Annotated in this window: 15 protein-coding genes and 1 other annotated feature; of the genes, 3 read left to right on the top strand and 12 right to left on the bottom strand. The window is 44.9% G+C overall.

What is annotated here, in order from left to right:
• Position 1: 1 nt before the first annotated feature.
• Positions 2 to 1777, bottom strand: coding sequence for an aspartate--tRNA ligase (gene aspS / locus F9802_RS00480; protein ID WP_152149192.1), 1776 nt, complete (start codon positions 1775 to 1777; stop codon positions 2 to 4).
• Positions 1778 to 3055 carry a histidine--tRNA ligase gene (gene hisS, locus F9802_RS00475; protein ID WP_152149191.1) on the bottom strand — a complete coding sequence of 426 codons (1278 nt, stop codon included), beginning with the start codon at positions 3053 to 3055 and terminating at the stop codon, positions 1778 to 1780.
• 68 nt (positions 3056 to 3123) lie between these two features.
• Positions 3124 to 3357 (bottom strand) — a binding site (T-box leader).
• Between the two features lie 588 nt (positions 3358 to 3945).
• On the opposite strand from hisS, the gene F9802_RS00470 reads away from it, so the two are divergent.
• A complete protein-coding gene (locus F9802_RS00470; RefSeq protein WP_191991716.1) occupies positions 3946 to 5280 on the top strand; it encodes an N-acetylmuramoyl-L-alanine amidase in 1335 nt (444 codons plus the stop codon).
• 114 nt (positions 5281 to 5394) lie between these two features.
• On the opposite strand, the gene F9802_RS00465 is transcribed toward F9802_RS00470, so the two are convergent.
• Positions 5395 to 5757 carry a winged helix-turn-helix transcriptional regulator gene (locus F9802_RS00465; RefSeq protein WP_152149189.1) on the bottom strand — a complete coding sequence of 121 codons (363 nt, stop codon included), beginning with the start codon at positions 5755 to 5757 and terminating at the stop codon, positions 5395 to 5397.
• 134 nt (positions 5758 to 5891) lie between these two features.
• Between F9802_RS00465 and F9802_RS00460 the strand changes: the two genes are divergently transcribed.
• Entirely contained in the window at positions 5892 to 6425 is a 534-nt protein-coding gene (locus F9802_RS00460) for a YceI family protein (protein ID WP_152149188.1), read from the top strand.
• Between the two features lie 161 nt (positions 6426 to 6586).
• On the opposite strand, the gene dtd is transcribed toward F9802_RS00460, so the two are convergent.
• The 8 genes from dtd to F9802_RS00420 all read right to left on the bottom strand — a co-directional run bounded on the left by dtd (position 6587) and on the right by F9802_RS00420 (position 16869).
• Positions 6587 to 7030, bottom strand: a complete 444-nt coding sequence (gene dtd / locus F9802_RS00455; protein ID WP_152149187.1) for a D-aminoacyl-tRNA deacylase — start codon at positions 7028 to 7030, stop codon at positions 6587 to 6589.
• Positions 7031 to 7043: 13 nt separating this feature from the next.
• Positions 7044 to 9242, bottom strand: a complete 2199-nt coding sequence (locus tag F9802_RS00450; RefSeq protein WP_152149186.1) for a RelA/SpoT family protein — start codon at positions 9240 to 9242, stop codon at positions 7044 to 7046.
• A 241-nt stretch (positions 9243 to 9483) separates the two neighbouring features.
• Positions 9484 to 9999, bottom strand: coding sequence for an adenine phosphoribosyltransferase (locus F9802_RS00445; RefSeq protein WP_152149185.1), 516 nt, complete (start codon positions 9997 to 9999; stop codon positions 9484 to 9486).
• Positions 9990 to 12356: a single-stranded-DNA-specific exonuclease RecJ gene (gene recJ / locus F9802_RS00440; protein ID WP_152149184.1), complete on the bottom strand. Its 2367-nt coding sequence runs from the start codon at positions 12354 to 12356 to the stop codon at positions 9990 to 9992. Before recJ ends, F9802_RS00445 begins: the two co-directional genes overlap by 10 nt.
• Before the next feature lie 123 nt (positions 12357 to 12479).
• On the bottom strand, positions 12480 to 12809 hold the full coding sequence (locus F9802_RS00435) for a LapA family protein (RefSeq protein ID WP_152149183.1): 330 nt from the start codon (positions 12807 to 12809) through the stop codon (positions 12480 to 12482).
• A 19-nt stretch (positions 12810 to 12828) separates the two neighbouring features.
• Positions 12829 to 13737, bottom strand: coding sequence for a cation diffusion facilitator family transporter (locus F9802_RS00430; RefSeq protein WP_152149182.1), 909 nt, complete (start codon positions 13735 to 13737; stop codon positions 12829 to 12831).
• A 412-nt stretch (positions 13738 to 14149) separates the two neighbouring features.
• A complete protein-coding gene (gene secDF, locus F9802_RS00425; RefSeq protein WP_152149181.1) occupies positions 14150 to 16414 on the bottom strand; it encodes a protein translocase subunit SecDF in 2265 nt (754 codons plus the stop codon).
• A 143-nt stretch (positions 16415 to 16557) separates the two neighbouring features.
• Positions 16558 to 16869, bottom strand: coding sequence for a post-transcriptional regulator (locus F9802_RS00420; protein ID WP_152149180.1), 312 nt, complete (start codon positions 16867 to 16869; stop codon positions 16558 to 16560).
• 114 nt (positions 16870 to 16983) lie between these two features.
• Between F9802_RS00420 and spoVB the strand changes: the two genes are divergently transcribed.
• Positions 16984 to 18522 (top strand): stage V sporulation protein B, encoded by a 1539-nt coding sequence (spoVB, locus tag F9802_RS00415; protein WP_152149179.1) that lies wholly within the window; start codon positions 16984 to 16986, stop codon positions 18520 to 18522.
• A gap of 8 nt (positions 18523 to 18530) precedes the next feature.
• Here spoVB and F9802_RS00410 read toward each other — a convergent pair whose 3' ends face one another.
• Positions 18531 to 19175, bottom strand: coding sequence for a DUF421 domain-containing protein (locus tag F9802_RS00410; protein WP_152149732.1), 645 nt, complete (start codon positions 19173 to 19175; stop codon positions 18531 to 18533).
• Positions 19176 to 19205 lie beyond the last annotated feature (30 nt).

Here is a 19205-nt window from a genome sequence, read left to right as displayed (position 1 = left end):
ATTATTTTTTCGCTGTTTCACGAATAGCTAAATGCAGCTCCTGCAGCTGGCTTTGACTCACTTCACCTGGCGCATCCATTAACAAGTCACTGGCGCTCGCTGTTTTTGGGAAAGCAATCGTATCGCGCAAGTTCGTCCGGCCAGAAAGCAGCATGACAATCCGATCAAGACCAAGTGCAATGCCGCCATGCGGAGGCGTGCCGTATTCAAATGCATCAAGCAAAAAGCCAAACTGTTCTTTTGCTTCTTCTTTCGTAAACCCAAGCACTTCAAACATTTTTTCTTGAATGTCACGTTCAAATATCCGAATCGAACCGCCGCCAAGCTCATAGCCATTTAAGACGATGTCATACGCTTGCGCCCGAACTTTTTTCGGCTCTTCATCTAAGAGCGGCAAATCTTCACGGACAGGCATTGTGAACGGATGGTGAGCAGCATAGTAGCGCTTTTCCTCTTCATCATATTCCAACAGAGGCCAGTCTGTGACCCAAAGGAAATTAAATTTGTTTTCATCAATCAGCCCGCGCTCTTTCCCAAGCTTCAGACGAAGCGCACCGAGCGCGTCTGCGACAACCGCTTTTTTATCAGCAACAAATAAAAGCAAATCTCCTTCAGCTGCTTCCGCCGAAGATATGAGTCCCGCTTGTTCTTTTTCTGAGAAAAACTTAGCGATCGGGCCTTTTAAACCTTCCGCTTCCACTTTCAGCCAAGCGAGCCCTTTCGCCCCGTACACAGCTGCAAATTCAGTGAGCGCATCAATGTCTTTTCGAGAATAGTCAGCCGCGCCGCCTTTCACGTTGATCATTTTCACTTGACCACCGCTTGCAACAGCACCGGCAAACACTTTAAATCCAGAGTCCTGGACTCTTTCTGACACATCCACCAGTTCCATACCGAAGCGTGTATCTGGCTTATCTGAACCGAAACGGCTCATCGCCTCATCGTAAGTCATCCGCGGAAATGAATCGGTGATCTCAACGCCTTTCACACGCTTCATTACTCGCTTCAACATTTCTTCTGCCATCGCCATAATGTCTTCCTGGCTCATAAAGCTTGCTTCAACATCAATTTGCGTAAATTCCGGCTGGCGGTCAGCACGCAAGTCTTCATCGCGGAAACAGCGGGCAATTTGGTAATAACGGTCAAAACCCGACACCATTAACAGCTGCTTGAAAATTTGCGGCGACTGCGGCAGCGCATAAAATTCCCCTTCGTGCACGCGGCTCGGCACTAAATAATCGCGGGCGCCTTCTGGTGTACTTTTTGTTAAAATCGGCGTTTCCACATCTAGAAATCCTTCTTCGTCGAGGTAATCACGCACTGTTTTTGTAATATCGCTGCGCATTTTAAATGTTTCGTACATAACTGGTCGGCGCAAGTCCATATAGCGGTATTTTAAACGAATATCTTCCGCTACTTCTGTCTTATCTTCAATCAGGAAAGGAGGTGTTTTCGCTTCACTTAAAATCGTCACTTGCTTTGCCTGAATTTCAATTTTTCCCGTAGCGATATTTTCATTCACTGTGCTTTCATCGCGGACAACAACTACTCCCCGAATGTCTAATACATATTCACTGCGCACTTTTTCAGCTACAGCAAGTGCTTCAGATGAAGTTTCCGGATTAAATACTACTTGAACGATGCCTGTACGGTCGCGAAGATCAATAAAAATCACCCCGCCCAAGTCCCTGCGGCGCTGCACCCATCCTTTTAATGTCACTTGTTCTCCAATTTGCTGCTCTGTAATTTTTCCGCATTCATATGATCTGCCAAACATTTATTTCGCCTCCACTTTCTTCAATAATGTCTCTGTTAATTCGGCGAGTGCTACTTCTTGCTGCTCACCCGTTTCCATGTCTTTGACGTTGATTTTGTTTTCTTTCAGCTCGTCTTCACCAAGAATCGCAACAAACCTTGCTTTCAGGCGGTCTGCTGCTTTAAACTGAGCTTTCATTTTTCGATTTTGATAGTCGCGTTCCGCTTTGATTCCCGCTTTCCGCAAATCATGCACAAGTTTGACCGTATAGTCTTTTGCTTCTTCTCCAAGGGAAGCGACGAAACAATCGAGACGGTTCTCCTCTTGCCATTCAATCCCTTCTGCTTCGATCGCAGCAAGGAATCTTTCCATACTAAAAGCAAAACCAATCCCCGGCACATCCGGTCCGCCCATTTGGCTGACGAGGCCATTGTAGCGCCCGCCTCCGCAAAGAGTCGTAATTGCCCCGAACCCTTCAGCATTGCTCATGATTTCAAAAGCGGTATGATTGTAATAATCTAGTCCGCGTACGAGCGTCGGATCGACAGTAAACTCGATTTCAAGTGCAGTTAAATAGCTTTGCACCTTTTCGAAATATGTACGGGAATAGTCATTTAAGAAATCTAAAATGGATGGAGCAGATTTCATCAATTCATGATCACGGTCTTTTTTACAGTCAAGAATACGCAGCGGATTTTTTTCCAGACGACTTTGACAGTCTGTGCAAAACTCTCCGATCCGCGGCTGAAAATGATTGACGAGCGCTTCTCTGTGAGCGGTGCGGCTGTCTGTGTCACCGAGTGAATTGATAACGAGCTCAATTTTTTGCAGGCCGGCCGTTTGATAAATATCCATTACGAGCGCTAACACTTCTGCATCGATAGCCGGATCTTCACTGCCGATCGCCTCTACGCCAAACTGTACAAACTGGCGGTAACGACCCGACTGCGGACGTTCATAGCGGAACATCGGCCCATTGTAATACAGCTTCACCGGCTGATTTGGATCGCCGAACATTTTGTTTTCTACAAAGGAGCGGACAACAGCGGCTGTTCCTTCCGGGCGAAGAGTCAAGCTGCGGTCTCCGCGGTCAGTAAATGTATACATTTCTTTTTGGACGATGTCGGTCGTATCGCCGACGTTGCGCTGAAACAATTCTGTATGTTCAAAAATCGGCGTCCGTATTTCTTTATATTGATAGTTGCGGCAAATGTCCGTGGCGATTTTTTCAATGTGCTGCCACTTTTCGACCGTTCCCGGTAAAATATCTTGCGTGCCGCGCGGAATGTTTACACTCATGATTGTTCCTCCTTTAAATTATGTATCAGGGTTTTTTTTCCAAATAAAAAAAACTCTTCATCCCTATGACAAGGGACGAGAGTTTTATTCCCGTGGTACCACCCTAGTTAAAGCTGACTTGCTGCTTTCACTTTTCCAGTTAACGCCTGTTCACGTTTTCCCCTACTAAAAGCACAGCTTCTTTCAAGGAAAAACCTCCGGAGTGTTCGTTCACTAAGGCGCTTATGAGAATGACTTTCAGCCATGGCCATTCCTCTCTGGGCGTGCGGTTCTTAATTACTTTTCTCCATTATTGGTTTGGTGATTGAGTTGTCTAGCTGCAGCGCCTAGCCGCTCGAGGTCAAATGTCTGTCAGCTACGGCGGCTGAAAAACTGCCTCCTCACTGCCAGCCATTTGCTTGTCGCGGCTGGACAGGCGCTTCCGCTTTTCTTTGTCTAGCTGCGCCTCCTTGGGGCTCGAGGTCATAAGCCAATCCGGCTGCATGGCTGAAAAGCGCCATTTCGCCAGCTCGTCTTATGCTTGTCGCCCCATTGCAGTCGGCTCCGCTTTTCTTTGTCCAGATGCAGCGCCTAGCCGCTCGAGGTCAAATGTCTGTCAGCTGCGGTGGCTGAAAAACTGCCTCCTCACTGCCAGCCATTTGCTTGTCGCGGCTGGACAGGCGCTTCCGCTTTTCTTTGTCTAATTAACATTCCCATTATAAGAAACTTTGCGGATGCATTCAAGTTTCTTTTTTGCAACTTTTTTCATATATTGAATTTTTTCGTTCTTATTTTTCTAACTATACTGACCTTTTTCTTAATTTGAGAAAAGTGCCGGAAAGAAGCACCAAAAGGTGAAATAGATGCTAAAATAAATGATGAATTTATTTATTTTTTTGAGGCGGTGGATTATGGAAAGAAAGCACGTAAGTATGATAATTGCATTTATTTTTTTCTTAAGCCTTCTTCCGGCAGGAACTACTTTTGCGGAAGTATCGCAAAGCACGGTAGAGATTGCGGTAAACAAGGCAAATGTCCGCAGTGAGCCGAGTATGTCCGCAAGCGTAGTTGGACAGGCAGAGCGGAACTCCCAGTATCAAATATTAAGCGAAAAGTATGACTGGTATCAAATCCAGCTCGCAAGCGGGGAAAAAGGCTGGGTCGCTGGCTATATCGTCAAAAAAGCAGACAACTCCTCACAGCCGGCACGAGAGAAAGCGGTAAAAAGCGTATCAGCGGGTAAAACGGCTACGATTATAGCGGATGACTTAAACGTCCGCAGCGAGCCATCTTTGTCGTCAAATGTTCTCGGCAAATTACATATCGGTGACCAAGTATCAGCATCAGCTGGCAAAAACGGCTGGGTAAGCATTCGCTACAAAGGACAAGACGCCTGGGTGAGCGAGCAGTTCGTCCGTTTTGCTAATGAGACAAGCAAGCAAGTCAGCAGTAAGTCCGCGGCTGACGGCTTTGCAGTGATTTTATATGATGGCACAAACATCCGCTCTGATGCCAGCACCTCTTCTTCGGTCGTTGCAAGAGGTTCCCAAGGAGAGCGTTATCCGATTCATGGGCGGGTCGGCGATTGGTATGAAATCAGCCTGGAAAGCGGCAGGCAGGCGTATGTAGCCAGCTGGGTTGTCTCGATAAATAAAAAAGCTTTCACTGAGGAACCCACTGCCCGTCCCGTTGCAAACCATACACCTGGATTGCAAGGCAAAACGATTATTTTAGACCCGGGCCATGGCGGCATAGACGGCGGCACAACTGGAATGCAAGGAACGTTTGAAAAGTTTATTACATTAAAAACATCCGAGCGCTTATACCATAAGCTGAAACAAGCTGGGGCGAACGTTATTTTAACGCGGTCAGATGACCGATACGTATCGCTTCCTTCACGTGTCGCTGCAGCCAAATATCATCGTGCAGATGCATTTATCAGCCTGCACTACGACAGTACACACCATATCGGCGCTAATGGCTTTACTACGTATTATTACCATAACTATCAAAAACAACTCGCCAAAAATGTGAATCGTGGATTGGATCAAATCCTCCCTATTAAAAACCGAGGTGCCCGCCAAGGAGATTACTACGTTTTGCGCGAAAACAGCCAGCCTGCTATTTTGCTTGAACTCGGCTATTTAAGCAATCCGCAAGAAGAGTCTATTGTGGTCACGAGTCCGTATCAGGAACTTGTCACGAACGGGATTTATAATGGCTTGAATTCCTACTTTAATGAATGATGAAAAAAGCAGCTCGGCAAATTTTTGTCCGGCTGCTTTTTTATCTCTGCTTGTAAACAGCTATGAACAACTTTTAGGCATTCGTGTATGAGTTCCGCTTAACTGACTAATTATTCAGCTCGATTTATCATCAGCACCAAGTTCTTTCTCTTTCTTTTTCATATGCTCCAAATGAGCCATTCCCCACTCATGCATCGAATCTAACAAAGGTTCCAGGCTTTTTCCGTATTCTGAAATCGAATATTCTACTCTTGGTGGAACTTCCGGATACACGACGCGTTCGATAATGTCCTGCTCTTCCAGTTCACGCAAGTTCAGCGTCAGCATTCTTTGCGTGATATCAGGCATTAGTCTTCTGAGTTCATTAAAACGCTTTGTCCCCCCAATAATCAAATGCTGCAAAATAATGGGTTTCCATTTTCCGACGATCATATCCAACGCGACGACCACTTGACAGTGCTGTGGATGCTTTTCCATCCTTCATCCCTCGTTTCCCTAAAAGTATTCTTTTTGATACTATACCACATTTATGTGCCTACTTACTTTTTTATCTTATGTATACAATAATGAGTTTAGAGCAATAATCATTTATAAAAAGGAGAGATTAAGTGATGACAAAAACTAAATGGACGGTAGACACTGCACATAGTAGCGTTGATTTTTCTATTCGCCATATGATGGTAAGTAACGTAAAAGGAACATTTCATGACTTTTCTGCCGACATTGAAGCGGATCCGACTGATTTAACAACAGCAAACATTTACTTTGCCATTGACCTTGCCAGCGTTGATACGCGTAACAATGACCGCGATGCTCATTTGCGCAACGCCGATTTCTTTGATGTAGAAAACCATCCTCAAATGACGTTCACAGCGACGAACATCGTCAAAACAGATGAAAACGAATACGATGTAACGGGTGACTTCACATTACACGGCGTTACTCGTCCAGAAACATTCGCTGTTATATTTGAAGGTGCGGCAAAAGATCCTTGGGGCAATGAGAAAGTAGGCTTTAGCGTCATTGGCAAACTTAACCGAAGCGACTACGGCCTAACGTATAACGCTGTCCTAGAAACAGGCGGCATCATGGTAGGCGATCAAGTAAAAATTTCCCTTGATATTCAAGCATCCAAAGAAGCTTAATGTTATTAAACAGTCCGGCGAACAATTCGCCGGACTGTTTTTTGTCGTTTTATGAAGCTTATCGGGACTGTGCACCGACTTCATGAATTTATGCGCACCCCTCAAGTTTTTGCACAGATCCGCGGATTTATGCAAAAAAACGGCCCTTTAAAAGGAGCCGTTTACTTATTGCTTTCCAATATAAGTGTGACCGGTCCGTCGTTTACGAGCGCCACGTCCATCATCGCACCGAACTGACCGGTTTCGACGTGAACACCTTTTTCCTCCAGCAGTTCATTGAACCGATCGTATACTTTTTTCGCCAGTTCCCCTTTGGCCGCCGCCATAAAGTTAGGACGGCGCCCTTTGCGGCAGTCGCCATACAGAGTGAACTGGGAAACGGATAAAATGGCACCGCCTGCATCTAAAAGCGAGCGGTTCATTTTTCCTTCTTCATCCTCAAAAATTCGCAAATGGACAATTTTTTCTGCTAAATAGGCAGCTTCTGTTTCACCGTCTTCATGAGTGACACCGACGAGAAGAACGAGCCCGCTGTTTATTTGACCAACCGTTTCTCCGTCAACTGTAACAGAAGCTTCTTTACTTCTTTGTAAAACAACTTTCATTTGTTAAACACCCTTAATTTAAGATTCTGTGAACGGAATAAACATCCGGGATTTGCTTAATGCGTTCCACGACTTTATGCAAATGGCTAATACTATGGATAGAAATAGCCATGTCGATCTTCGCGACTTTGTTGCGGTCTAATCTTCCGGAAACGGTGGAAATATTCGTTTTCATTTCGCTGACAGCTTGAAGCACTTCATTCAAAAGTCCATGCCGGTCATAGCCCGAAATCTCGATTTCCACTGTATATTCTTTTTGATTAGCTGCACCGCTTTCCCACTCGACTTCAATGAGGCGGTCCGTCGACTCTTCATCAGTCACATTCGGACAATCGGTCCGGTGGACGGAAACCCCCCGCCCTTTAGTAATATAACCGACAATGTCATCACCTGGCACCGGATTACAGCAGCGCGACAGCCGGATAAGCAAATTGTCGATTCCTTTGACCGTAACGCCCGAATTTTTCTTTTGGTGTGGTGCCTGCGGTGCAGACGGTTTTGATTCTTTTAATGTTTCCTGTACAATTGCTTCCTGGTCTCTCAATTTCCGCATTTTTTCCGTCAAGCGGTTGACAACTTGAAGGGCGGTGATGCCGTTATAGCCAACTGCCGCGTACATATCTTCATCATTCGCAAAGTTGAATTTTTCTGCGACACGCTTGACGTTTTCAGGCGTGATTACACTCTTCACATCAAACTCCATGCTCCTAATTTCTTTTTCAACTTGTTCCCGGCCTTTAACGACATTTTCTTCTCTATTTTGCTTTTTGAAAAATTGCTTAATTTTATTTTTCGCCTGAGACGTCTGGGCCATTTTCAGCCAGTCTTTACTCGGCCCGTACGAGTGCTTCGATGTTAAAATTTCAATGATATCGCCAGTCTTTAGCTTATAGTCGAGCGTCACCATTTTTCCATTTACTTTCGCGCCGATCGTTTTATTGCCGATCTCCGAGTGGATCCGGTAAGCAAAATCAAGCGGCACTGAGCCTGCCGGAAGTTCAATGACGTCGCCTTTTGGCGTAAAAATAAATACCATATCTGAGAAAAGATCAATCTTTAACGATTCCATAAACTCTTCCGCATCCGCAGAGTCATTTTGGTATTCCATGATTTCTCGGAACCACGACATTTTCTTATCAAATGACGCATTTTCGTCAATAGACCGTCCTTCTTTATAGGCCCAGTGAGCGGCTACCCCGTACTCGGCGATATGGTGCATGTCTTTCGTGCGGATCTGCACTTCCAGCGGATCTCCTTTTGGCCCGATGACCGTTGTGTGCAGCGACTGGTACATATTTGTTTTGGGCATCGCAATATAATCTTTAAACCGGCCGGGCATCGGCTTCCAGCACGTATGGATGATGCCAAGCACTGCGTAACAGTCTTTAATACTGTCAACAATCACACGAACGGCGAGCAAATCATAAATTTCATTAAACTGTTTATGTTGAAGGGCCATTTTGCGATAAATACTGTAAATATGCTTCGGCCGCCCGGACAAATCTGCTTTAATTGAAAGCTCATCGAGACGGTCTTTTACATCATCAATGACTTCGTCCAAATAAAGTTCCCGTTCCGCCCGCTTCCTTTTCATTAAATTGACGATCCGGTAATATTGCTGCGGGTTTAAATAACGGAGAGCAATATCTTCCAGCTCCCATTTAATTTTTGAAATTCCGAGCCGGTGAGCAAGCGGGGCAAAGATCTCCAGCGTTTCATTGGAAATGCGCCGCTGTTTTTCATGCGGCAAATGCTTTAATGTCCGCATATTATGAAGTCGATCCGCTAGTTTAATTAATATAACGCGGATGTCCTGTGCCATGGCGACAAACATTTTTCGGTGATTTTCCGCCTGTTGTTCTTCTTTTGATTTATATTTAATTTTCCCGAGCTTTGTTACCCCGTCCACGAGCATAGCCACTTCTTTTCCGAAGGCTTCTGCAATATCTTCCAGCGTCACATCTGTATCTTCTACGACATCATGTAAAAAACCGGCTGCTACAGTGGCCGGATCCATTTCTAAATCTGCCAGTATCCCTGCGACTTGAATCGGATGGATAATGTAAGGTTCCCCTGACTTACGATACTGGTCTTTGTGTGCTTCTTCAGCATATCGATAAGCTTTTTCCACGAGCTTGACATGTTCTGCGTTTAAATATCCACTCGCCTTCTCGATCACTTGGTCGGCAGTCAATACCCGATCTTTCGCCATATGTTTACTCACCTTTGCCATCTATAAAATATTTTTGAGTGCTTCTAAAAGATTCTAATATTTCTTATTATCGAAAAAAAAAGAGAAGATGTAAAGCCATCTTGCTCATTTTTTGAAGAAAACGAAAAAATATGTCGAAATTATTCACTTTTTTTTCGGCTTTCTGTGAAAAACACCCTGTTGTGGCAGAGAAAATATAAAAAAACAGGCACTTCTCACAGTGCCTATCTTCTAGCATTATTTATTCATAAGGAATTAACGTTAATACGTCATAGCCGTCCAATTTGCTGCGGCCGTCCAAATAAGAAAGCTCTACTAAAAATGCAATGCCGGCGACGATGCCGCCAAGCTGTTCAACAAGTTTGATCGTCGCTTCAATAGTACCGCCTGTAGCGAGCAAATCATCCGTAATCAGCACACGCTGGCCTGGTTTTACTGCATCTTTATGGATCGTTAGCACGTCGTCACCATATTCTTTTCCGTAAGTTACCTTTACCGTTTCACGCGGAAGTTTTCCGTCTTTACGAACAGGAGCAAAGCCAACGCCAAGTGCATAAGCGACCGGACAGCCGACGATAAAGCCACGGGCTTCTGGACCAACGATCAAATCAATTTGTTTCTCTTTCGCATACTCGACAATCTGGTCTGTCGCATAGCGAAAGGCATCGCCATTATCCATTAAAGGGGTAATATCTTTAAATTTAATGCCTGGCTTTGGCCAGTCCGGCACAATTTTAATATACGGTTTTAAATCCATGATTCAACTTCCTCCTCATTATCTACAGGCGCATTCACGTGTTCATCCAGCCAGGCTCTTAACTCCTGGTAGGAAGAATACAGCAGCTTATTTTCCAGTTCAAGCTGCAGTTTCTTATTTTGATAAGACGGTGATTCATTTAAGTCCCTTTTTGGGGCTGTTTCTTGTAAATGAATGATTCCCCCATTTATTGTAACAAAGCCGAGCTCAAAAAACACTTTTGACATAAAATCTATTGTTTCGCGAGACCAGCCTCGATGCTTAGCAAGCTCATCGCCATATTTATTTAAATCAAAACTTTTTCTTTTTAATAAGAAGCCATACAGCCATTTAAAATGCTCCCTCGTCGGCATCGTGCTGAAAAAATGACTGTCCTGTTGATGAAAATGAACGTAAATACGTCCGGGGCAGCCATTTTGCAGCAAAGCTTCCACGTATCCTTCTGCAGGCGGCAAATCAACAAACACAATATTTTTATCATGAACAGACAATTGAGCCGCTTCTTTCGGCCCGCTAATGTGCACAATTTCAGGCTTGAATGTTTCTAAGTTCAATTCGCGGACTGTGTCTTCTTTAAACGTTATGAGCAGACGCTCACGAGGAACTTGGCCAATCCATTTTTCAAGCTGCCGGTGCCCCCTTGCATCAAACAACTGCCAGTTATCCACTTGAAGATCTTTCAAAAATAATTGCGGCTTGCGAATATTATTCCATTCATTTACAGCGAGCTCTCCGATCACAGACACTTTAGAAAAAGGAGCAATATGATCCGCATAATGCCCCATACCGAAGCCGATGCCATCGAGAGATCCCGCTTCATTTTCCAATTGGAGCTTTAAGTGAGTTTGATCGGAACCGATTTTGCGCAAAGTCGACAATCCAGCTTTTTCAATCAGCACTTTCGGTTTCGGGTTGCTCATCCCATACGGCGCCAGCATATTCAATTGTTCAATGATTGGGAGATTTACTTGGTCGAGCGGCACGGCCGCGTCAAGCTCAGTCACCGGAATAAAGTCTTCAACTGTCAGCTGTTCATTAGCCAGTGCACAAAGCCGCTCTCTTAGTCTATCTACATCGGATAATTCCAATGTCATCCCCGCAGCCATCGGATGGCCGCCGAAATGAGGAAGCAATTCGCGGCACGTTGATAAATTTTTGAATAAATCAAAGCCCGTAATACTTCTTGCTGACCCTTTTGCCTTATTCGTTTCCGGGTCAAAGCTCAGCACGATCGCCGGACGGTAAAAAGTATCAACTAATTTGGAAGCGACAATGCCAATAACCCCCGCGTTCCAGTTTTCTTTTCCGATCACGATGACCGGGTATTTTTCCGGAGGATAGTGAGATTTCACCATCTCAACCGCTTCTTTCGTAATCTCTGCAACAATGGCTTGGCGCTCTTTGTTCATCGCATCAATTTCCTGTGCCAGCTCGGCCGCCGTTGCCTTATCTTTTGTCAGCATCAGCTCAACGGCGGGATCGGCATCTGAAAGACGCCCTACCGCATTGATACGCGGTGCAATCATAAAACCGATCGTCTCTTCATTGACCACTTCTTTTTTAGTTGAGGTCAATTGCAGCAGCGCTTCAATGCCAAGCCGCGATGTTTGCTGCAGTTTCTTTATGCCAGCTTTGGCAATGGTTCTATTTTCTCCTCTTAATGGGACAAGGTCAGCGATCGTTCCTATAGCTGCCAGATCCAGCAAATGCTCTGGCACGCGTCCGTAAAGCGCATGCGCTACTTTAAAGGCGACACCGACTCCCGCCAAATAAGGGAAAGGGTAGCTGCCACCTGGGAGCTTCGGATGGATGATCGCCAGCGCCTGCGGAAGCTCCGGCCCCGGTTCATGGTGGTCGGTAATAATTAAGTCAATGCCGATCTCCGCTGCCACAGCTGCTTCTTTCACCGCTGCAATACCTGTATCAACCGTTATAATTAACTGATAGCCGTTCTCCTTCGCTTGGCGGAAGGCAGCTTCATTCGGTCCATATCCTTCTGTAAAACGGTTCGGAATATAAAAATCTACTTTGGCTCCTAAATCGGTTAAGACGGTCATCATCACGGATGTACTGCTGACACCGTCCGCGTCATAGTCGCCAAAAATTAAAATGGGCTCTTCATTTGCAATTGCTTGATGAATCCGTTCACTCGCTTCTTTCATTCCGCTAAGCAAAAACGGATCATGAAATTCATTTCCTTTATCATATAAAAAATTCCGCGCTGTCTCCGCCTCAGTCATACCGCGATTAATCAACAAAGAAGCGAGCAGCGGGCTTATCTCTAGTTGTTCTGCCAGTTGATCTCGCATTTGCTTGTCAGTTTCCCGGACAATCCAGCGGGTTTTTGATTTTAACATAAAGTCACCCCTCAGCCTTACTATTATACAAGAGTAAAAATGGGGATTCAATGCAAGGACTTATTTTCACAGAAAAAGAGACCTTGCATTCAAGGCCTCTATTCTCTAACCATAGCTTATTTCTTATTCTCCATCTGGCACCGTACGCTTTATTTCACTTGTCCCGCTTCTCCCCCGGCTTTCCAATTTCAAGTCGTGAAGCTCCTGTTTCAGCTTCTCAATTTGATGAATGAGTACTTTGTTTTGTCGTCTCAAGCCAATTGTCCGAAACAAGCTAAGCAGCCCGGAAATCAATCCACCCATCAGCACCGAAAAAATAATGACGAGAACGAGCGGCCATTGAGACTGCCCGAACAAATAGTTCACTGTGACAGGGTTCACATTAATGACGGCAAACACCGCAACTATTAAAGCGAAAAGAACGACAAGCAATAAAGTCGATTGTGTTTTCATCCGCTTCCCTTCCTTTCAATTATTTGCCTTCTTCCGTAAGCGGCTGGTCGGGATTAATGTGTATAAACGCATCTTGCACGTTGGCGAGCTCGAGCAGCTTTTTTTTCACCTTTTTTCCAATCCGGTGCCCTTCCTCGACTGTCATTAAGGGATCGACTGAAATTTTCAAATCAATAATTACGTAATGGCCGTGCTCCCGTGCATAAAGAGAATCGATTTTTCTGACATCGGGTTCTGATAAAATAGCTTTTTTAAAAGTCTCGGTCTCTTCTTCGTGAAGCACATGATCAAGCGTACTGTGAATGGATTCTTTTCCGACTTTCCAGGCAATTTTCAACACGAGCAGAGAAACGAGAAGACCAGCGACAGGATCTCCGTAAACGAGCCAGTCTATCCCAAGCTTTCCGCCCAGCATCGCCGCTCCAATCCCGATCAGTGCCGCTATGGAAGAATAAACATCGGAGCGATGCTCATAAGCGTTCGCAATTAACGCATCACTCTTTACCCTTTTTCCCAGCCGGTACTTGTATTGAAACATCGCTTCTTTCACAAGGATTGAAAAAATGACGGCATAAATAGCGATAGCATTAGGCGGCTCAATCTCTTGAAAAAAAGCTTTCACAGATGAAATGCCGATCTCCACACCAACGATGACGAGCAAAACGGCCACAATGATAGCCGCAATGGATTCTGCTTTCCCGTGTCCGTATGGATGATCTTCATCGGGCGGGCGCTTAGCGGCTCTTAGCCCAATCCACACGGCCAGCGACCCAGCGACATCTGATGCCGAGTGCGCAGCATCGGCAATGAGCGCCCGGCTGTTGCCCACAATCCCGCATACCCATTTCAAAATAGCTAGAGCAATATTTCCGACGACTCCCACCATTGCCGCAAACTCTGCTTTTTTAAACCTTTCCTCTGTCTCCATCCCATCTCCTCCTCCACTTTTTCCTACCGTTATTATGGACAAGAGCGCCCTGAATCATGAAAAAACGAAGATGTCTCAAATACCTCTTTTGTTTTATTAGTTGACAGCGTGTCTATTGTGGTGGTTCTTGTGCATAAATCAGACGCGGATGTACAGAAATTCGAGTAACCCGTGCACAATGCTGCACCGCTCTTCTTTTTTATAGAAAAAAGGGCTGCGAAAAAGTCAGTGGATAACAGACTTTTTCGCAGCCCTAGGTTGTTATTTATCGCGGCTGTCGGCGCTTCCGCTTTTCTATTGTCCAGCGCCTTGCTCCTCGGGGTCAAATAACCTTCCCCCAATGAAGTCAAAGAGCGACTTCTTTGGGGGAAGAACATTTGCCTATCGGAGCAGAACAGGCGCTTCCGCCTTTCTAGACTTGTGGTTCGTCGCTCCATTGTTTTTTCTCTTTGTAGGTAGTGAGGGTGCCTTTTTTCTTTAGTTCTTTTTTCTTCCACACGAGCCACAGTTGGGCGGCGATGAAGAGGGAAGAGTAAGTTCCTGAAATTAATCCGACTAGGAGGGCGATCGAGAAGTTACGGATCGATTCGCTTCCGAGCAGGAGCAGGGCAACAACGGCGATGACAACGGTCAGGACGGTGTTAATGGAACGCCTCAATGTTTGACGCAAGCTGCCGTTGACGATATCTTCAAGTTCTTTTTCTGTTTTGATTTTACGTCTTTTCGCCAAGTTTTCGCGCATGCGGTCGAATGTAACGATTGTATCGTTAATGGAGTAACCGATGATCGTTAAAACAGCGGCGATAAAAGTGATATCGACTTCGAGACGTGTCAAGCTGAAGAAAGCGACGATGAAAAAGGCGTCATGCAGCAAAGCGATGATGGCACCGAGCGCCATATAAATTTCAAAGCGCAGCGTAACGTATAGCACAATACCAGCAGAAGCAATAACAAGAGCAATCATCGCATTCTTTGCCAGCTCTTTCCCAACGATTGGCGAAACGGTGCTGATATTCGGTTCACTGCCGTATTTTTTCGCGAAGTGATCTTTCACTTCAGCAATTTTATCTTGAGAAAATGATTCTTTAAAACGAGCCACACCGACTTCTTTTTGTTCACCCGAAAGGACAATATCGTCGGTGGAGAGTTTTACTTCCGCCAAGTCTTTCTTAAGCACTGCTTCTGTCAGCGGTTCTTTCGCCATAATTTCCATGCGCGTCCCACTCGAGAAGTCAATGCCAAGGTTCAGGCGGAAAACTCCGAGAACGATCATGCCCGCAAGGATCGCAATGGCTGACAATGCGAACAGCTTGCGATGATGCTTCACAAAGTCAAAGCGATCAAATCTTGTCGGCAAATCAAGTGTATCGTAGTTTTCACTAATGTCTTTAATGTCTTTTTTATTGACACCGAACCAACCTGGCTTGTCCTTCAGCCAGTTGCTATGGACAAACAGGCCAAGGAGCAGGCGTGAACCCCAAATAGCTGTCACAAAGCTGATGAGAATGCTGATGATGAGCATTGTCGCGAACCCTTTGACAGAGCTTGTTCCGAAGTAAAACAAAACCGCTCCTGCTAAAATCGTCGTTAAGTTGGCATCGAGAATCGTCAGGAATGAGTTTTTATTCCCTTCTTTAAAAGCGGCACGGATCGTTCGGCCCACTTTGATTTCTTCTCTGATCCGTTCATACGTAATAATATTGGCATCGACCGCCATCCCAACTCCGAGAATCAATGCGGCAATACCCGGCAGCGTCAAGACGGCATTCATCCAGCCAAAAATTAATAAAATTAAATAAATATAGACTGAAAGAGTAATGATCGCTACAATTCCCGGCAATCGGTAGTAAAGAAGCATAAATAAGAAAATAACTAAGATCCCGGCAATTCCGGCGAAAATGGTTTGATCAAGTGCTTTTTCACCAAATTGGGCGCCGACAGAAGTGGAATACACTTCATCCAGCTTCACTGGCAAAGCACCGGCATTTAATAGTGAAGCAAGATTTTGCGCTTCCTCGACAGTGAAACTTCCCTGAATCGTTACTTCATTTGTATTAAAAACTTCATCTACATTTGGTGCAGATAAAAACTTAGGGTCTTTCTGTTGAATTTCTTTTTGGAAGGAATCTTTCCCTTCTTCGAAATCAAGCCAGATGACGAGCTGGTTGTTTGGCGTCAAACTGACAATGTGCTCAGTGACTTCTTTGAATTTCTTACTGCTTTTCAGCTTCAAGGCGACATTTGGCGCACCTTGCTCAGTAAAAGACTGAGTGGCTCCCCCTTCTGCAAGGTCACCTCCGTCCATCATGAGCTTGTCCGTCACGTCACGGAAAGACAAATTCGCTTGCGTGGACAGCATCTTCCGGGCTTCAGTCTGATCTTCCACGCCTGCAAGCTGAACGCGGATACGGTTGCCTTCTTCAATTTGAATGCTCGGCTCGCTTACTCCGAGGGCATTGACCCGCTTGTCGAGTGCATCAGCCGTATTGGCTACAACTTGTTCTGTAATCTTTTGTCCTTCTTTTGCCGGCTTCACTTCATACAGCACTTCGAACCCGCCTTGAAGATCAAGGCCAAGTTTTATATCTTTGACAATATCCTTCGCCGTAAGCCCGATTGTACTTGCAAGCAACAGTACAATAAGAAAAAAGGCTACGATCCGGCTGCGTTTTACCATTGTGCAACTTCCTCCTTAGTCCAGATCATTTCTTAAAAATTGAATAAATGATTGCCAGCTGATAAAAAAAATTCTGGTAAAAGGATACCAGAATTCCTTAACAAAACTATTATGAAGCAGAAAATAACCGCTGTCAATTTTACTCAATTCTTTTTCGTTCCTAACAATTCCTGCAGTTCTTCCTTGCTGATTTCTTCGAGCCAATTCGTCGAGCGATACGATTCGATCGTTGCATAATTCATATAGTCTCCCGGCATGGTCGATACAATATCAGCAACAAGCTGGTACATATGTACGTCTTCTACCGGCTTCCGCCATTTCTTTCTCGTTAAATACTCCCACAAAGATGGTATATCGATAGTGCCGTAATTCAGCAGCCGAAATTCTTCAACTTTGCTTTTTAATGCCGGCAGCAGGTGTTGAAAATATTTTTCGTATGGATGTACTCCCGCCATTCTCCCCATCCCCTTTTTGTTAGAAGAATAAATGAACTTGTCATGCTTGCCCGACTAGAAGGCATATATATCATTGTAAAGCAATTCATCTATTTTGAGAAGGCAGGGAGACAGATGTCGAAGTTTTTAAAAGGGACGCTCGTTTTAATGGCTGCTATGTTTATTACAAAAATACTTGGTTTTGTCAACCGGATTGTGATCGCCCGCCTGATCGGCGAAGAAGGCGTCGGCTTGTATATGATGGTATTTCCGACGTTCATTCTCGTCGTCACGCTCACACAGCTAGGTCTCCCTGTAGCCATTTCCAGAAGCATTGCCGCCGCTGAAGCACGAGGAGACACAGCAAAAATGAAACGAATATTAGCTGTGTCACTGTCGATCACCATATCTTTATCGCTTCTTTTTACACCGGCTCTCTTGCTGCTCGCGCCATATTTATCTGAAGTGTTATTTACCGATCCGCGCACATATTATCCTTTAGCGGCCATAACGCCTGCCATTCCAATCATTGCGGTCTCTTCTGTGCTGCGCGGGTACTTCCAAGGCAGACAAAATATGAAGCCAGCCGCTTATTCGCAAATTATTGAACAGGTCGTCCGCATCGGCTTAATTGCCTTGTTTACGAAAGAAATGCTGCCTTACGGGATAGAATTTGCGGCAGCCGGAGCGATGGCCGCTGCTGCTGCAGGTGAATTGATTTCCCTGCTTTACTTGCTGCTAATGTTCCGCTTTAATAAAACCTTTTTGCTTCGCCGCCGCTTTTTCCGAGCGATTCGCAACGGCAAAGAAACGGCAAAAGAGTTGTTTGAAGTCGCTATTCCGTCTACCGGCAGCCGAATGATCGGATCGCTGGCGTGGTTTTTTGAGCCGATTGTTGTTACGCACAGTCTAGCCATTGCCGGTGTAACCGCCGTTGTCGCCACAAAAGAGTACGGTGTCCTTACCGGTTACGCGCTGCCTGTTATGTTTTTGCCTTCTTTTGTAACACTGGCGTTGTCTACTTCTCTCGTTCCTGCTGTCAGCGAAGCGTATGCAAAAAAACAACATCAGCTGCTTGAGCACCGCATTCAGGAAGCGCTGCGTTTTTGCCTCGTCACCGGCGGAATATCTGTGCTGATTTTATTCTTATACGCTGAACCGCTCATGCAATTTATGTATCACTCATCCAATGGCGCACGTTTTATTACATTGATGGCTCCGTTTTTTTTGTTTTATTATTACCAAGGTCCACTCCAGGCTGTTTTGCAAGCTTTAAACTTAGCCAATGCAGCTATGATCAACAGTCTCATCGGGGCAGTTGTTAAGTTATCTGTCATTTTCATCTTTGCTTCGCAGCCGCAATTCGGTATTTACGGAGCAGCACTCGGTATGGCTGCAAGTATTTTGCTCGTCACACTGCTGCATTTGGCCACTGTGTTTAAAAAAATCTCCATTTCAGTGGATGTGCGCCAATATGTTAAATTTCTCCTTGTCCTGGCAGTTTCTTATTTCATCAGCCGCTCGTTAAATCACATGTGGCTCAATGGCTTAAGCTCATCTCTGTACCTTGCAGCGGGGGCGCTTATCACTTCCTTTTGCTATTTATGTATTTCTATTCTGTGCGGACTCGTTACGAAGCAAGATTTATCCCGCCTGCCTTTCATAAAAAAATAAGCCAGCTTTTATCGATCCTTTTCATCGATAAAAAACCGGCCGTCATGAAAGCTGCAAAAAGAAACCTTTTCTATATTTTTGTACCCTCTTTTCGTTAATTCCCGAATCAGCCATTGCTCTGTCTGGTTGATCATCTCTAAATGCTCATGGTGGACTTTGCCGTCAAGCACGAGCGGCAATGTAAATGAACCATTTTTCCGTTTATTCTCTTTTGGCAATACCGATAGGCTTCCTGATGTTTCCAATATCGCAAATTCTATATCATCAATGTGCCGGATATCTTTTTCACGCATTTGAAGAAGCAGATCATGATAGTTATATCGCTGTCTTCTCATCGCCTTTTCATCGATTTTCCCATGTTTTATGATGATTTCCGGCTTTCCTTCGATAAACTCACGGAATTTGACACTTTTAAGTGAAATGTAAGCAGAAATGATTTGAATAAGTACTAAAACAGCAATTGGCACGAGCGTATGCATCAGCGGATCCTCGTGTTTTTCAATAGCTAGAACAGCCATTTCACCGATCATCAAGAAGACAACAAGATCCAGAATGCTAAGTTCACCAATTTCTCTCCGGCCCATTAGCCGGAATATAAATAAAATGACGATATATAAAAATATCGCCCGCAAAATGATTGTCCAATAAATCATGAGACTCCCTTTCATATTCATTAGTGTTTA

Origin of the sequence: Bacillus aerolatus (assembly GCF_009183655.1) — a bacterium.
GTDB classification, from domain to species: Bacteria; Bacillota; Bacilli; order Bacillales; family Domibacillaceae; genus Pseudobacillus; species Pseudobacillus aerolatus.
This window is presented reverse-complemented; position numbering and strand designations above follow the sequence as displayed.

Bases quoted from the DNA above. Each gene is read 5' to 3' on its own strand.
- recJ (WP_152149184.1), bottom strand. From the start codon at position 12,356: ATGTTAAAATCAAAAACCCGCTGGATTGTCCGGGAAACTGACAAGCAA.
- F9802_RS00465 (WP_152149189.1), bottom strand. From the start codon at position 5,757: ATGGAAAAGCATCCACAGCACTGTCAAGTGGTCGTCGCGTTGGATATG.
- spoVB (WP_152149179.1), top strand. From the start codon at position 16,984: ATGTCGAAGTTTTTAAAAGGGACGCTCGTTTTAATGGCTGCTATGTTT.
- aspS (WP_152149192.1), bottom strand. From the start codon at position 1,777: ATGTTTGGCAGATCATATGAATGCGGAAAAATTACAGAGCAGCAAATT.
- F9802_RS00420 (WP_152149180.1), bottom strand. From the start codon at position 16,869: ATGGCGGGAGTACATCCATACGAAAAATATTTTCAACACCTGCTGCCG.
- hisS (WP_152149191.1), bottom strand. From the start codon at position 3,055: ATGAGTGTAAACATTCCGCGCGGCACGCAAGATATTTTACCGGGAACG.
- secDF (WP_152149181.1), bottom strand. From the start codon at position 16,414: ATGGTAAAACGCAGCCGGATCGTAGCCTTTTTTCTTATTGTACTGTTG.
- F9802_RS00470 (WP_191991716.1), top strand. From the start codon at position 3,946: ATGGAAAGAAAGCACGTAAGTATGATAATTGCATTTATTTTTTTCTTA.
- F9802_RS00410 (WP_152149732.1), bottom strand. From the start codon at position 19,175: ATGATTTATTGGACAATCATTTTGCGGGCGATATTTTTATATATCGTC.
- F9802_RS00445 (WP_152149185.1), bottom strand. From the start codon at position 9,999: ATGGATTTAAAACCGTATATTAAAATTGTGCCGGACTGGCCAAAGCCA.
- F9802_RS00460 (WP_152149188.1), top strand. From the start codon at position 5,892: ATGACAAAAACTAAATGGACGGTAGACACTGCACATAGTAGCGTTGAT.
- F9802_RS00435 (WP_152149183.1), bottom strand. From the start codon at position 12,809: ATGAAAACACAATCGACTTTATTGCTTGTCGTTCTTTTCGCTTTAATA.
- dtd (WP_152149187.1), bottom strand. From the start codon at position 7,030: ATGAAAGTTGTTTTACAAAGAAGTAAAGAAGCTTCTGTTACAGTTGAC.
- F9802_RS00450 (WP_152149186.1), bottom strand. From the start codon at position 9,242: ATGGCGAAAGATCGGGTATTGACTGCCGACCAAGTGATCGAGAAGGCG.
- F9802_RS00430 (WP_152149182.1), bottom strand. From the start codon at position 13,737: ATGGAGACAGAGGAAAGGTTTAAAAAAGCAGAGTTTGCGGCAATGGTG.